This window comes from Streptomyces smaragdinus (assembly GCF_009604385.1).
GTDB lineage: Bacteria > Actinomycetota > Actinomycetes > Streptomycetales > Streptomycetaceae > Streptomyces > Streptomyces smaragdinus.
Genome location: NZ_WEGJ01000034.1, coordinates 61023 through 75741, shown reverse-complemented (window position 1 = coordinate 75741; position 14719 = coordinate 61023). Strand labels below are relative to the sequence as shown.

Annotated in this window: 10 protein-coding genes; 6 read left to right on the top strand and 4 right to left on the bottom strand. The window is 73.2% G+C overall.

From position 1 onward, the window contains the following. Positions 1-2768: ATP-binding protein (locus SRB5_RS28525; protein ID WP_153456334.1), on the bottom strand; the 2768-nt coding region annotated here is incomplete at its 3' end. Between the two features lie 378 nt (positions 2769-3146). On the opposite strand from SRB5_RS28525, the gene SRB5_RS28520 reads away from it, so the two are divergent. Then, positions 3147-4460 carry an extracellular catalytic domain type 1 short-chain-length polyhydroxyalkanoate depolymerase gene (locus SRB5_RS28520; protein WP_153456333.1) on the top strand — a complete coding sequence of 438 codons (1314 nt, stop codon included), beginning with the start codon at positions 3147-3149 and terminating at the stop codon, positions 4458-4460. Positions 4461-4510: 50 nt separating this feature from the next. Here the strand turns inward: SRB5_RS28520 and SRB5_RS28515 are convergent, their stop codons facing one another. After that, complete coding sequence (locus SRB5_RS28515) at positions 4511-5752, bottom strand: GAF domain-containing protein (protein WP_194293058.1); 1242 nt, start codon at positions 5750-5752, stop codon at positions 4511-4513. A gap of 317 nt (positions 5753-6069) precedes the next feature. On the opposite strand from SRB5_RS28515, the gene SRB5_RS28510 reads away from it, so the two are divergent. After that, complete coding sequence (locus SRB5_RS28510; protein WP_323378638.1) at positions 6070-7251, top strand: YihY/virulence factor BrkB family protein; 1182 nt, start codon at positions 6070-6072, stop codon at positions 7249-7251. Between the two features lie 17 nt (positions 7252-7268). On the opposite strand, the gene SRB5_RS28505 is transcribed toward SRB5_RS28510, so the two are convergent. Continuing rightward, a complete protein-coding gene (locus SRB5_RS28505; RefSeq protein ID WP_323378637.1) occupies positions 7269-7895 on the bottom strand; it encodes a TetR/AcrR family transcriptional regulator in 627 nt (208 codons plus the stop codon). A gap of 113 nt (positions 7896-8008) precedes the next feature. Here SRB5_RS28505 and SRB5_RS28500 point away from each other — a divergent pair, with 113 nt between their 5' ends. Then, on the top strand, positions 8009-9016 hold the full coding sequence (locus tag SRB5_RS28500; RefSeq protein ID WP_153456339.1) for a hypothetical protein: 1008 nt from the start codon (positions 8009-8011) through the stop codon (positions 9014-9016). Here the strand turns inward: SRB5_RS28500 and SRB5_RS28495 are convergent. Next, positions 9001-10092, bottom strand: a complete 1092-nt coding sequence (locus tag SRB5_RS28495) for a Gfo/Idh/MocA family protein (RefSeq protein ID WP_228390519.1) — start codon at positions 10090-10092, stop codon at positions 9001-9003. The two genes, SRB5_RS28500 and SRB5_RS28495, sit on opposite strands and share 16 nt — an antisense overlap. Positions 10093-10243: 151 nt before the next feature. Between SRB5_RS28495 and SRB5_RS28490 the strand changes: the two genes are divergently transcribed. The 3 genes from SRB5_RS28490 (at position 10244) to SRB5_RS28480 (ending at position 14711) form a co-directional block, all read left to right on the top strand. Continuing rightward, positions 10244-11224: a LacI family DNA-binding transcriptional regulator gene (locus SRB5_RS28490; RefSeq protein ID WP_323378635.1), complete on the top strand. Its 981-nt coding sequence runs from the start codon at positions 10244-10246 to the stop codon at positions 11222-11224. Positions 11225-11377: 153 nt separating this feature from the next. After that, a complete protein-coding gene (locus tag SRB5_RS28485; RefSeq protein ID WP_153456330.1) occupies positions 11378-13684 on the top strand; it encodes an LLM class flavin-dependent oxidoreductase in 2307 nt (768 codons plus the stop codon). 52 nt (positions 13685-13736) lie between these two features. After that, positions 13737-14711, top strand: coding sequence for an acetylxylan esterase (locus SRB5_RS28480; RefSeq protein ID WP_153456329.1), 975 nt, complete (start codon positions 13737-13739; stop codon positions 14709-14711). Positions 14712-14719: the final 8 nt, after the last annotated feature.

Sequence of the window (14719 nt, the reverse complement as noted above, 5' to 3'; positions counted from 1 at the left end):
AGAAGGTTGCTGCGACGTCTCATCGAAGTTACTGGCGGGTTTGTCGGCCGGTCAATACTCCGCGCGGGAGGTAAGAGTCCGAACTCGTACGCCCCCGCCTCCCCGGCCCCCCGCCCGTCGAGGAACCGCCCGATCCGCTCGGCGTCGTTCCGCGCACCCAGCTCCGCCAGCCCCCGCGCCACCTCCCCCAGCGCCGCCCGCGCCGCCTCGTCCCGCCCGTCCGCCAGCAGGCACCGGGCCGCCCGCTCCCGCGCGAGCAGCGCGTCGTACGGACGCGGCAGCGCCTCCCACGCGCCGGCCGCACGCGCGAACAGCCCCGCCGCCTCCCCGAGACGCCCGCCGGCCTCCGCGAGGACGGCACGGCACACCGCCAGGGACGCCTGCGGCGCCGGCGCGTCCACTTCCCCCAGCGCGATCCCGAGCGCGTTCACCAGCTCCGACGCGGCCCCGAACCGGCCGGCGGCGACCAGGGCCGCGGCACGCACGGGCACGAACTCGGCGGAGCGGGTCCACAGCCCCCCGGTGACGATCCCGTCCAGCCGGCCGGTCAGCCGCAGCGCCTCGTCGACGTCACCCTCGTCCAGACACAGCCGGGCCAGCGCCGCCTGCGCCGCGACTCGCTGCTGGTCGTCGCGTCCGGCGAACCGCAGCCGCTCCCTCGCCACCGCACGGTCTCCGGCGGCGGCCTGGAGCCGGCCCGCCACGAGTGCCGCCTCGCACCGGTCCTTGAGCCGCATCCCGCTGTCTTCGGCGATCAGGCACGCCGTCCGCTCGGCGAGCCCCTTCCAGTTGCCGGTGAACCAGTCCAGGGGAGCCCGGGAGATCGCGATGGTGTCGAGGTACTCCAGCAGCAGATGGCGTTCGGCGAGCACCCGGGCCTTCTCGAAGTGCGCGGCCGCCACCTCGTACCGCCCCCACTTCACCGCCTCCTCCGCGATGTTCTGATGGGCGATGGTGATGATGGACACCGCCCGCGGATCCGTGACGTCGTCCGGGACCTCCCGGACGGCGGCCCAGCCCGCCTCCTCGCCCAGCGAGAGCAGCGCGACCGCGTGGTCCGTCGACAGGCTCAGCCGGTCGGGCGCGGCGATGGACGGCGCCGGCGGCGGCGCCTCCCGCAGCCAGCGCAGTGACTCCGGTACGGGCCGGGCGGTCCCCATGGGCAGCGCCAGCAGGATGCGGGCACGCCCCATCTCCGTGGAACCCGGCGGCAGTCCGCCCACCGCGAGCAGGACCTCCCGGCGGCCGTCCTCGATCTGGCCGGCGGCCATCAGGACCCGGCCGGTCTGGAAGCGCAGGAACGCCTGCTCCACCGGCGTGAGAACCTGGCCGGACAGCGCCGAGCGCAGCGCCTCGACGAGCGCCACGTACGGGTCGGAACCGGACAGGGCCTGGAACTGGATCTTCGTCATCAGGCGTATCAGCACCGTGGCGGGCAGCGGGACCGTGGTGACGAGGCTGTGGATCAGCAGCGCCGAGGTGGCCACGTCCCCGGACTGCAGACACAGGTCGGCCGCCTCCTCGGTGTACCGCTGCGCGGCCCCGGCGTCGCCCGCCAGCGTGAAGTGCCGGGCCAGCTGCGCCGCCGGGGGCACCGGCCACCGCTCCAGCGCCCGGGCCGCCCGCAGATGCAGGGCGCGGCGGTCGGCGGCCGGGATGGCGTCGTACACCGCGTAACAGGCCAGCGGATGGCGGAACGACCACTGCCCGGCCCGGACCTCGCGCAGCAGCCCGCTGCCGAGCGCCTCGGCCGACCGCGCCGCGAACCGCTCCTCCGGCAGCCCGGTGAGCGCGAGCAGCGTCGCCTGGTCGGCGGGGCCGGAGAGCACCGCCGCCGCGTACAGGACGGTCCGGGTGTCGGCGTCGAGCCGCTGGACGCGCTCCAGCACGGCGTCGCGGATCGTCGGCGGCACCTCGATGCGGTCCAGCCGGCGCCGGGCCCAGCCGTCCTCCCGGCGGATCAGGTCGGCGCGGTCGTGCATCAGCCGCACCGACTCCTCCACGGCCAGGGGCACGCCCTCGGTGCGGGCGTGCAGGAAGTCCGCGAACTCTTCCGACACATAGCCGCCGGTCAGCATCGACGACACGAACGAGGCCGTCTGGCCGGCGTCCAGCGGTCCCGGGGCCAGCCGGACCAGATGGGCGTCCGGGGGCAGCCGGGAGGACAGCCGCAGCAGCAGGGAGGCCGACGGCACCTCGTCGCGCCGGAACGTCAGCACGAGGCTGACCGGCTGGGGCCGGCGGGACACCAGGAACAGCAGGAACTCCAGGGTCGCCTCGTCCGCCCAGTGCACGTCCTCCAGCGCGAGGACGGCGACGTCGAGCCGGTCGAGGACCTCGGTGAACGCGCGGAACAGCCGGTGCCGCGCGGCGGTGGCGTCCTCCAGCGGCTCGGGGGCGGGCGGCAGTTCGCCGGCCCACTCGGGGAACAGCGGCCGCAGCGCTCCCGCCAGCCCGCTGAGACGCAGCCCGGCAACGTTGTCGTCGACCCCTTCACGCACCGCGTCCACGACGGCCCCGAGGGTGTACGGCACGCGCAACTCGAGGCAGGCGCCGGTCAGGGCGCGCCGTCCCCGCTTCTCCTGGGAGGCCAGGAACTCGCGCAGCAGCCGCGTCTTGCCGATGCCCGCCTCGCCCTCGATCAGGACGACCGCGGGGGCGTGGTCGAGTGCCTCGGCGAGGGCGTTCAGTTCGTGGCCGCGGCCGACGAACTCCGGCGCGGACAGGGCCGGAAGCCGACTGTCGTTCCTGCGATCTCCTGCGACCATCGGCACACTCCCTGGATCGACCGCCAGTACGCCCGCGCAGGATCCGCAGCCCGGAAGATCATGACAGGCACTGCATTGTTAATCGCATGGGGGCGGTGCAGGCAAGGGACCCCGCATCGACACCCCAACCCGTCTTCGAAACCTTTCGGAGTGTCGGTCGAAACTCCTGACCGTCCCGGACTCGACGGAATGGCCGGTGGTGGGCGATGAGGCCAACTCGGATGAGCGTGCGGGCTGTTGACTCGCCGCAGACCCGCCCGTAACTTAGCCGCATAGATTCAGCAACGATGCCGAAACTTTTCGAAGGGTTCCCGCTCCCGTCCCCCTCGCATCGGCCGCGTCGACTCCACCGTCCCCTGTGGAAAGGACACGCACGAGATGCTCAGGCGAAGATTACGGATACGCCCACTCCTGCTGTCGCTGTTCGGCGGAGTGGTTCCCCTGCTCGCGGGCTTCCTCCTCGCGATGCCGACCGCGCAGGCGGCCACCCTCACCCAGGTGACCAGCTTCGGGAACAACCCCGGCAATCTGAAGATGTACGAGTACGTCCCCGCGACCGCCGGATCGAACGCCCCGGTCCTGGTCGCGGTCCACTACTGCACCGGCACCGCGCAGCAGTTCTACTCGGGCACCGAGTTCGCGTCGCTGGCCGACCGGTACGGCTTCATCGTCGTCTACCCGGACGCCAACGTCAGCGGCCAGTGCTTCGACGTGTCCTCCGCGCAGGCCCTCCGGCACAACGGCGGCAGCGACCCGACGAGCATCGCCTCCATGGTGAGTTCCGTGGTCCAGCGCCACGGCGCCGACGCGAGCCGCGTCTACGTCACCGGCGCCTCGTCCGGCGCGATGACGACCAACGTGCTCCTCGGCGACTACCCGGACGTCTTCAAGGCGGGGGCGGCGTTCATGGGCGTACCGTTCGGCTGCTTCGCCACCACCGACGGCTCCGGGTGGAACAGCGCCTGCGCCAACGGCCAGCTCACCAAGACGGCCCAGGCCTGGGGTGATCTGGTGCGCGCCGCGTACCCCGGCTACACCGGGGCGCGCCCGCGGATGCAGCTCTGGCACGGCACCACGGACACCACGCTCAACTACAAGAACTTCGCCGAAGAGATCAAGCAGTGGACGAACGTGCTGGGCGTGAGCCAGACCCCGGTGCTCACCGACAGCCCGCAGTCCGGCTGGACCCGCACCCGCTACGGTGCCAACAGCACCCAGGCGCCGGTCGAGGCCATCAGCATCGCGGGCGTCGGCCACAGCCTGCCCACCTCCGGTATGGCGGCCCGGGCCATCGCGTTCTTCGGCCTGGACCAGAACACCCCGCCCACCGATCCGCCGCCCACGGACCCGCCGCCCACCGATCCGCCGCCGAGCGGCGCCTGCCGGGTGACGAACAGCCTGAACGCGTGGAACAACGGGCTGACCGACAACCTCACGATCACCAACACGGGTTCATCGGCGATCAACGGCTGGACGCTGACCTTCACCCTGCGTCCCGGCCAGACCATCACCTCGGGCTGGAGCGCGACGTACTCGCCCACCAGCGGCGCGGTGACGGCCAGGAACGTGAACTACAACGGGACACTCCTCCCGGGCGCCGGCACGTCGATCGGCTTCCAGGCCACCCACACGGGTGACGCCGGGGCGCCGTCGGACTTCAAGCTCAACGGCGCCGCCTGCCAGAGCGGCTGAGGCCGCCCCTCGAGCACGGGCCCGGCCGGCCGGATCTCCGGCTGGGCCCGTCACCCCCGCCGAGCCGCCAGCACCACCGGCGCCACCGAGTGGGGGAGCAGGTCGTCCGGCCGCTCCGGCAGGACGAGCTCCACCTGTACACCGTCGGAGAAACGATACGGCCGGGTGTCCACCACCGTGCCGAACGTCCGCCGTAACCGCGACAGCTCCGCGCGCACCGTCACCGTCCGCGTCGGATCCGCGAAGAGCTGCGCCGCCAGCTGCGCCGCCGTCAGGCCCTCCGGCCGGACCGCCAGCACGTACAGCAGCTCGGCGTGCCGCGGGCTGAGCTCGCGCGACCAGTCGCCCGACGCCCCGTACACCGTCACCGCCGGCGCGGCGGCCCTGCGCAGGTCCAGCACGACCCGCCCCGGCGCCGGCGGCCCCTCCCGCGCCTGCGGCTGTACGAGCCAGCCCCCCGGCAGCGGCTCCAGCGCGCACATCCCCAGCGCCGGCAGCCACACCGTCCCCGCCGCCGCGTCCTTGGGCAGCGCGACGCGCTCCGGCGGCGCCAGGCCCACCGCCGCGGCCACCCACCCGTGCGGATCGACCGCGAGGGCCTGTCCCGGCAGCCGGGCCAGCAGCGGCGAGGCCGTCGCCCGCAGCCGGTTCACCGTCGCCCAGTGCCGCTGCCGCAGCTCGCCCTCGGCCACCTTCGCCGCCGCGGCGACCAGCGCCAGCGCCGTGGGCCCCATGGTCTGATGGGGACCGCTCAGATCGACCACGCCCAGCAGCCGGCCGGAGCGCGGGTCCTGGACGGGGGCCGCCGCGCACGACCACCAGTGCAGGCTGCGGGCGAAGTGCTCGGAGTGGTGCACCAGCACCGGCTTGCGCGCCACCAGGCTGAGCCCCAGCCCGTTGGTGCCGACCTCGTGCTCCCGCCACTGCATGCCCTGCACCAGATCCGTGGAGTCCGCCTTGCGGATCACCGGCCGGCTGCCCTCCCGCCACAGCACCACCCCGTCGGGATCGCACACCAGCATGATGTGCGCCTGCGGGTCGTACGACGGGAGCAGCGTCTCGCGCAGCACCGGCATCACGTCGAGCAGCCCCGACCCCTCGCGGCGCCGCTCGATCTCCGCCAGCCGTCCGGCGGCGGGCCGCGCGTGGTCCGGATTCACCCCCCGGGACAGGGCACGCCGCCAGGACTCGCTGATCAGCGTGCGGGTACGACTGGGCTCGGCCGGTGACCCGGAGAGGGTCTGCTCGAGGGCACCGGCGATGGATCGGGTCTCGGGTACTGGTCGTGGCACCGTGGTCCCCCGCGGGCGAAACGGTTGTTCTGCTCCCTCCATCGTGCCGTTCCGAACAGGTTCACGCGGTGTACTCGTCCAATTTGGTGCAACTCCCTGCAACGGTTGCGGGGACCTCCGTCCGGACGCGAGGGTGTTTCGCGTACCCCGCCGCGGTGCCGAGTCGGCGCGGCATCGCGGCGGTACGCGCGGTGACGGCAGCCGCTCTGGACCCCTTCGTGAGCGGCTGCCGTCGCCGCGCTCTTCGCTGGGTACGTTCCCGCGGCCCCGTCCGCCGCGAAGTGGGTGCCCGTCTGCCCGGCGGCTACGGTAGGCGGGTGAGACCAGGCACGGATGATCGGGCGGAGTACGGCGGACGGCTCCACAGGGCGAAGGCGCTGTACCGCAACCTCCCCAAGCGCACGGTCGTGTGGCTGCTGCTCAAGGACACCGTCCAGTCGTGCATGAAGTACCGCATCATCGGCCTGGCGGCCGAGGCCGCGTTCTTCACCCTGCTGTCCCTCCCGCCGCTGCTGCTGGCCCTGCTCGGCCTCCTCGGGTACGTCGAGTTCATCGACATGGAACGGATCCAGGCGAACATCCTGGAGGCGTCCGAACGGGTGCTCACCGAGGAGGGGGTCGACCAGCTCGTACGACCGCTCCTCGACGACGTCATCAGGGGCGGCCGGCCCGACGTCATCTCACTGGGCTTCGCCTTCGCCCTGTGGTCCGGCTCGCGGGCGGTGAACGTCTTCATCGACACCATCACCGTGATGTACGGGCTCGACGGCCACCGCGGCATCGTCCGCACCCGGCTGCTGGCCTTCGCCCTGTACATCGTGGCCCTGATCGTGGGAGTGGTCGCGCTGCCCCTGATGGTGGTGGGCCCCGACGCGGTGGTGGACCTGCTGCCGTGGAGCGGCGACGTGGTGAACACCCTGTACTGGCCGGCGGTGTGCGTCCTGTCCATCGCCTTCCTCACCACCCTCTACCACGCCGCCGTCCCCGTCCGCTCCCCGTGGCGCGAGGACCTCCCCGGCGCCCTGATCGCCCTGGGCATGTGGCTGCTGTGCAGCCTCGCCCTGCGCGTCTACCTGACGAACACCATCGAGGGCCGCGCCACGATCTACGGCTCGGTCGCGGCCCCCGTCGCCGTCCTGCTGTGGATCGGCGTCTCGGCCTTCGCGGTCCTGGTCGGCGCGGCGGTCAACGCGGCCTTCGACCGCGTCTGGCCCTCGGTCGCCACGGAGACGGGCCGCGCGGAGACGGCCCGCGCCCGCGAGCGCGCGGCGGCCCGCATCGTCGCGGCGGCGGCGGCCGAACGCCTGGAGCGGGAGCGGGGCCTGGACGGGGACACCTCGGAGGAGGAGTGGGAGGCGGGCCGCGAGCTGGACTGGGAGCCGGAGGCGGGCGACGAGGCGGCGTTCGAGTACCGGCGCCGGGTGGCGGGGCGGTCGGGGGATACCGGGGGCGACGGGGACGGCCCTGTCGCAGGACCCGGATCCGGGGGCGGTACCTGAGGCCCGGGTCGTAGGGCTTACGGCCGGGGGTGTTGCCCGGCGGCGTCGAAAGCCGGTGCGAGGGGGGCCAGTGCCGAGCGGAGCCGGTCGGGCAAGGAGCCGGTGGGGATGAGCAGGCCCCCGGCGGTGGTCGGGGGCCGGAGCCAGTCCTCCAGCGCGATGCGGACCGCCGCGGCCACGCATGCCGCCAGGACGCGGGCCGTACGGGGGTCGCCGAGGCGTTCGGCGAGGACCGCCGTGAGCGGGGGCTCGATGCCGGCGGTGGTTTCGAGGAACGCGCCGCGCAGTGTGGTTCGGGTGGTGAGCAGCAGCAGCGTTCGTTGTTCCTGCTCGCCGAGGTTCGTGTACTGCTCGACCACCGCATCGGTGACGGCGTCGGCCAGGCGCGTCCCGGCGGGACGGGCCGCCACCGACGCCGCGATACGTGCCTCCCGGTCCGCGGCGACCGCGGAGACGATCGCCTGCTCGCGGCTGGCGAAGTAGTTGTTGTACGTGCGCGGGGAGACCCCGGCCGCCTCCGCGATGTCCTCGACCCGTACCCGGTCGGGCCCGTGCTCCACGGCCAGCCGCAGGGCCGCCTCGCGCAGCGCCTCGCGCGTGGCCTGCTTCTTCCGCTCCCGGAGTCCCGGCGGTGGTGTCGTCACGACGTCAGCTTTCCACACGGGACTGCGTGCGCGAAAAATTGCGTGTGCGTAAGATTGCGTGCACGCAGTTTTTCGACCTCGATAGAGGAGACGTCATCGTGCGGGCACGAGGCATGACCTACGACACCGGATTCGTCCTGCACGGCCGGATCTCCCGCGAGGACTTCGACCCCGCGCTGGTCCGGCGCGAGCTCGCCGTCATCCGCGACGACCTGCACTGCGACGCGGTCCAGATCGTCGGCGGCGACCCGGAGCGGCTGGAGTCCGCCGCCGCTGCCGCCGCCGGACTCGGGCTGGAGGTCTGGTTCTCGCCGTATCCGCTGGAGCTGGACCCGGAGCGGATCCTCGCACTCTTCCGTGACTGCGCCGACCGGGCGGAACGGCTCCGGCGGCAGGGGGCGGCGGTCGTGTTCGTCGCCGGGGTCGAGCTGAGCCTGATGAACCGCGGGTTCATCCCCGGGGAGAGCCCCGAGGACCGGGTCGGGGAGCTGATGGGCCGGCCCGGGGCGATCCGCGAACTCGGCGTGCGCGTCAACGCGTTCCTCCGCGACGCCGCGGCGGCCGTCCGCGAGCGCTTCGGGGGCCGGCTCACCTACGCGGCCGTCCAGCTCGAGCAGGTCGACTGGACCCCCTTCGACATCGTGACGTACGAGCTGATCCGCTCCGCCGAGATCGCCGGCCGGTTCCGCGACGCGGTGCGCACCCTGGCCCGGGGCCCGAAGCCCCTGGCCGTCACCGGGTTCGGCACCGCGGCCTACCGCGGCGCGGGCGACCGCGGCGGGCGGGTGCTGGACGTGGTCGAGTACGACCCGGCGACCAGGGTCCCGGTGCGGCTGAACGGCGTGTACGAGCGGGACGAGGCCGGTCAGGCCGAGTATCTGGGCGAGCTGCTCGAGATCTTCGAGACCGAGGGCGTGGACAGTGCGTTCGTCTACCTGTTCGCCCTGGCCGGCTTCCCGCACCGTCCGGACGGCGACCCCAGGGACGACCTGGACCGGGCCGGCCTGGGCATCGTCAAATACGTCGAGGGACGGCCCGGGCGGACGTACCCGGACATGCCCTGGGAACCCAAGGCGGCCTTCGGCGCGGTGGCCCGGCGGTACGGTCAGCCCCGCCCGTAGGGATCCCACCCCGGCGCGAGCGCCGGCGGCAGCGGGAACGAGCCGCCCACCGCGCGGAACTCCCCCTCCGCCGCCGAGGCCTCGACCGCCGCCATCGTCTCCAGTACGTGCTGCGCCAGCTCCCCCGACGCCCGGTGCGGCACCCCCGCCGCGATGCACCGCGCCATGTCCAGCGCCCCTATCCCGCGCCCCGCCGTCGCGCCTTCCGACTCGATCACCGTCCAGTCGGACGAGCCCAGCGGGCGCAGCCGCAGGGAGCCGTCGAAGCGGTTGGGGTCGGGGAGGGCGAGGGTGGCCTCCGTGCCCGTGACCTCGACGAAGCCCTGGCGGGGGAGGGGGGAGTCGAAGCTCAGGGTCAGCGCGGCCGCCGGGCCGGAGGCGTAGTCGATCAGGGCGGCCACATGGGTCGGGACCTCGACCGGGATGTCCGTGCCCGCCTTCGGGCCGGAGCCGATGGTACGGGTGGGACGGGCGCGGCGGGACGTCGCCGCGACCCGGGACGCCGGGCCGAACAGGGAGGCCAGCGCGGTGAGATAGTACGGGCCCATGTCGTACAGCGGGCCGCCGCCGCGCAGGAAGTAGAACTCCGGGCTCGGATGCCAGGACTCCGGCCCCGGCGTCTGCATCAGCGCCAGCGCGGACTGCGGTTCGCCGATCGCGCCCGCGTCGATGAGGCGGCGGGCGGTCTGCAGGCCGGCGCCGAGGAACGTGTCCGGGGCGCAGCCGAGGCGTACTCCCGCCTGGCGGGCCTCCGTCAGCAGCTTGCGGCCCGAGGCGGGGTCGAGGGTGAGGGGCTTCTCGTTCCAGACGTGCTTGCCGGCGCCGATCGCCGCCGACGCGACGTCGTAGTGGGCGGCGGGGACGGTGAGGTTGACGATCAGCCGGACGTCCGGGTGGGCCAGCGCCTGCGCGACGCCGCCGGCGCCCGGAACGCCGTAGGCCGCCGCCTGGGACCGGGCCCGGTCCTCGTCGAGGTCGGCGCAGAACAGGACGTCGAGGTCGGGGAAGGCGGTGAGGTTCGTCAGATATTGGTCGCTGATGTATCCGCAGCCGATCAGGGCGATGCCGAAGCTCATCGGCGGGCCTCCAGCCAGTCGCGCGTCGTTTCGAGAACTTTTCGCTCCTGATCCGAAATTACGGATGGTAAGCGGGCCGGTCAACATCCTTGACCGAAGCGGGATTTACGGGGATAGGGTGGCCGTGGTTTTCGAAAACGGAGGTGGCGCCGTGGCCGGTCAGATCACCCTCAGCCGGCTCGCCGACCAGGCGGGCGTCTCCGTGTCCACCGTGTCCAAGGTCCTCAACGGCCGCACCGATGTCTCCCCGGCCACCCGCGAGCGCATCACGCGGATGCTCACCGAGGCGGGATACCGCACCGCGCGCCCCAGCGGCCTCGTCGACCTGATCGTCGGCGGCCTCAACAGCCCCTGGGCGGACGCCCTGGTCAGCGGCGCGGTGCAGGCGGCGGCGGAGGGCGACTGCCGGATCGTCATCAACAGCGTGTCGCCGCACGAGGACTTCGACGCCCTCCTCTCCCGTATCCAGGAGCGCGGCACCGACGGCCTGCTGACCGTGCACCGGCTGCCCGGCGAGGCGTCGCGGGCACGGCTGGAGGGGCGGGGGACACCGTTCGTCGTCATCGACCCGCCCGTCGAGCCGGGCGCCGGCATCCGGTCCGTCGGGGCCACCAACTGGCAGGGCGGGCTGGCCGCCACCCGCCATCTGATCGGCCTCGGCCACCGCCGTATCGCCGCCGTGACCGGCCCGCCGGACGTCTGGTGCGCCCGGGCCCGCCTCGACGGCTACCGGGCGGCGCTGCTCCAGGCCGGCCTCCCGGTCGACGACGCCCTGATCCGAAGCGCCCCCTTCAGCCCGCCGGGCGGCCGCGAGGAGACGCTGCGGCTGCTGGACGCCGGCGAGCCGCCCACCGCGATCGTCGCCGGCAGCGACGGTCAGGCGTTCGGCGTACTGCGGGCCCTGGCGGAACGGGGGCTGCGGGCGCCGCACGACATCAGCGTCACCGGCTTCGACGACGTCTCCGTGGCCACCTGGTCCACCCCGCCGCTGACCACCGTCCACCAGCCCCTCGAGGCGATGACGGCGACGGCCTTCCGCATGCTCCGCTCCTCGGGCGGCGCGCAGCCCGAACAGGTCGAGCTGGCGACGACGCTGGTCGTACGGGACAGCACGGCGGCGCCCCGGAACTGACCGGTCCCGGACGCCCCGTTGAGCGGCGGCGGACCTTGGCCGTGTCCCGGCGTGACCCTCCAAGTGAGCAGTTCAACAGACGATCTGTTTGGAGATGAGTTGCCGGCGAGTTATGTTGGCATTGCAGATTATCTGAATTCGGAGGATCTGGTCATGCCCGACTACGGCCACGAGCTCCTGCTCGGCACCTTCATCACCCCCACCGCCCACGACCCCGCCGGAGTCGTGCGGCTGGCGCAGCTGACGGAGGCGGCGAACCTCGACCTCGCCACCTTCCAGGACCACCCCTACAACCCGGACCACCTCGACACGAACACCCTGTTGACCTGGGTGGCCGCGAAGACCGAGCGCCTGCGGGTGTCGGCGAACGTCAGCAACCTCCCGCTGCGCCCGCCCGCCGTCCTCGCTCGCGCCGCCGCGAGCCTGGACCTTCTCTCCGGCGGCCGCTTCGAACTGGCCCTCGGCGCCGGCGGCTACCCCAGGCCTATCCGCGCCATGGGCGGCCCGGAGCTGACACCCGGCCAGGGAGTCGAGGCCCTGGAGGAGGCCATCGGCATCATCCGCGGCATCTGGGACACCACCGAACCCGGCCCGCTGCACCACGAGGGCACGCACTACTCGCTGCCCTCCGTCAAACGCGGCCCCCGCCCCGCCCACGACATCGGGCTCTGGCTGGGCGCGTACAAGCCGCGGATGCTGCGGCTCACCGGACGCAGGGCCGACGGCTGGCTGCCGACGATCCCGTTCCTCGAGAAGCCGGGCATGGCCGAGGCGAACGAGATCATCGACGAGGCCGCCCTCGCGGCCGGACGTGATCCGCGCGAGATCCGGCGGCTCGGCAACCTGGCCGGAGTCGGCTTCCACGACAACAACCGCGGCCCCTTCCGGGGCCCGCCGGAGCAGTGGGTGGACGAACTGCTCCCGCTCGTCCTCGAGCACGGCTTCTCCGCCTTCATCGTCGCCACGGACGACCCGCGGATCATCCGCGTCTTCGGCGAGGAGGTCGCCCCCGCCCTCCGCGAGGCCGTCGCCGCCGAACGCGACTCCGCCGGTGTACGCGAGGCCCTGGTCCGCCCGGCGGCCGTCCTCGGCAAACGGCAGTCCGGACTCGACTACGACGCCCTGCCCGAGGCCCTGGCGGCGAAGGCCGTGGAGCCCGGCGACCGGTCGTACGACGACGTCCGGCACACCTACTTCTACACCGGCTCACCCGCCCTGGTCGTCCGGGCGGAGACCGCCGACGACGTGGTGCTGGCGCTCGACTACGCACGCCGCCAGCACGCTCCCGTCGCGGTACGCAGCGGCGGCCACGGACTCAGCGGCCGGTCCACGCTCGACGGCGGGGTCCTGATCGACCTGAGCCGGATGAACTCCGTCGAGGTGCTCGACGCCGGCACCGGACGGATCCGGATCGGCCCCGGCGCCCGGTGGGGCGAGGTGGCGCGGGAGCTGGCGCCGTACGGGCTCGCCATGAGCTCGGGGGACTACGGCGACGTCGGTGTGGGCGGGCTCGCCACGGCGGGCGGCATCGGGTATCTGGCGCGGAAGTTCGGCCTGACCATCGACCACATCACGGCCGTCGAGCTCGTCGTCGCCGACGGACGGAAGATACGGGCCGACGCCGAGCACCACCCCGACCTCTTCTGGGCCGTGCGCGGCGCGGGCGGGAACTTCGGCGTCGTGACCGCGTTCGAGCTCGAGGCGTACCGGGTCGGGGACGTCGCGCACGCGACCGTGCTCGTCGACGCCACCGACACGGCGGACTTCCTGGTGGAGTACGGCCGGCTCGTCGAGGAGGCGCCCCGGGAGGTGTCGAGCTTCCTGAACCTCCTCCCCGCCCGCCGCGGCGGCCCGGTCACGGCCCAGATCACCCTCGTCTACGCCGGTGACGACACCGATGCGGCCCAGCGGGCGCTGTCGCCGTTCCTCGGGGCCGGCCCGGTCCTGGGCCAGCGGGCGGAGCTGCTGCCGTACCACGAGCTCATCGCTCCCGCCCACAACAGGCACCGCGGGCAGTCGCGGATGGAGACCCGCAGCGGCATGCTCGAGCACGTCACGCCGGAGGCGGCGGAGGCCATCGAGGAGATCATCAAGTCCGGGGACGTCTTCGTGTTCCAGTTCCGCTCGATGGGCGGCGCCGTGCACGACATCCCCGCGGACCGGATGGCGTGGTCGCACCGCACCCAGCAGTTCTCGGTCGTCGCCGGGACCGCCACGGGGCTCGGCGACCGGCTCGACAGCCGCTGGGGGAAGCTCTATCCGCTGCTGAACGGCATGTACCTGAGCTTCGAGACGGACACCGATCCGGCCCGGCTGCTCGACGCCTTCCCCGAGCCGGTGCTCGGCCGGCTGCGCCGGCTCAAGGCCGAATGGGACCCCGACCAGGTCTTCGACCGCAACTTCAGCATCCCGCCGGAGAGGGGGGCGCTTGTCGGGACGGAGGTGTCCGGGGGACGATGATCTGCGCGGGGCGGACCCCGCCGCACCCACGTACCTGCAGACGGGAGCCGCCATGGCGCTGTTCGACCTGTCCCTCGACGAACTCCGGGACTACCGCCCCGACCGGGACGAACCGGCCGACTTCGACGCGTTCTGGAAGCGCACCCTCGAGGAGGCCGCGGGCCAGGCGGAGGCCGCCGCGTTCACGCCGTACGACGCCGCCCTGTCGACCGTCGATGTGTACGACACCTCCTTCTCCGGCTGGGGCGGGCACCGGATCGCCGCCTGGCTCGTCGTGCCCAAGGGGGCCGAGGGCCCGCTGCCGTGCGTCGTGCAGTACATCGGGTACGGCGGCGGCCGCGGCATGCCGCACGACCATCTGATGTGGCCGGCCACCGGGCGCGCCGTGTTCGTCGTCGACGTCCGCGGCCAGGGCGCCGTCTCCCACGACCGCATCGGCCACACCCCCGACCCGCACGGCGGCGGCAACCCGCAGGCCCCCGGCTTCATGACCCGCGGCATCCTCGACCCCGAGGCGTACTACTACCGCCGCGTCTTCACCGACGCCGTCCGCGCGGTGGACGTCGCCGCCGCGCACCCCGCGATCGACGGCGAGCGGATAGCCGTCGCCGGCGCCAGCCAGGGCGGCGGCATCGCCACCGCCGTCGCGGGGCTGCACGCCGGGGTGCAGACGGCCCTGATCGACGTGCCGTTCCTCTCCCACTTCCGCCGCGCGGTCACCGTCACGGACGAGGACCCGTACCAGGAGATCGTCAACTTCCTGGCCACCCAGCACGGCAAGGAGGAGGACGTCTTCCGCACGCTGTCGTACTTCGACGGCACGAACTTCGCCGCCCGCGCGCGGGGCAGGGCGCTGTACTCGGTGGCGCTGATGGACCAGATCTGCCCGCCGTCCACGGTGTACGCGTCGTACAACCACTGGGCGGGGTCGGAGAAGGACATCACCGTCTACCCCTGGAACGGGCACGAGGGCGGCGCGTCGTACAACCGCGGCGCCCAGCTGCGGTGGCTCGGGGGACGGCTGTAGGGGAGCGG

Excerpts from the sequence above, each read along its gene's own strand:
- SRB5_RS28520 (WP_153456333.1), top strand. The coding sequence starts at position 3,147 with ATGCTCAGGCGAAGATTACGGATACGCCCACTCCTGCTGTCGCTGTTC.
- SRB5_RS28500 (WP_153456339.1), top strand. The coding sequence starts at position 8,009 with ATGACCTACGACACCGGATTCGTCCTGCACGGCCGGATCTCCCGCGAG.
- SRB5_RS28495 (WP_228390519.1), bottom strand. The coding sequence starts at position 10,092 with ATGAGCTTCGGCATCGCCCTGATCGGCTGCGGATACATCAGCGACCAA.
- SRB5_RS28485 (WP_153456330.1), top strand. The coding sequence starts at position 11,378 with ATGCCCGACTACGGCCACGAGCTCCTGCTCGGCACCTTCATCACCCCC.
- SRB5_RS28480 (WP_153456329.1), top strand. The coding sequence starts at position 13,737 with ATGGCGCTGTTCGACCTGTCCCTCGACGAACTCCGGGACTACCGCCCC.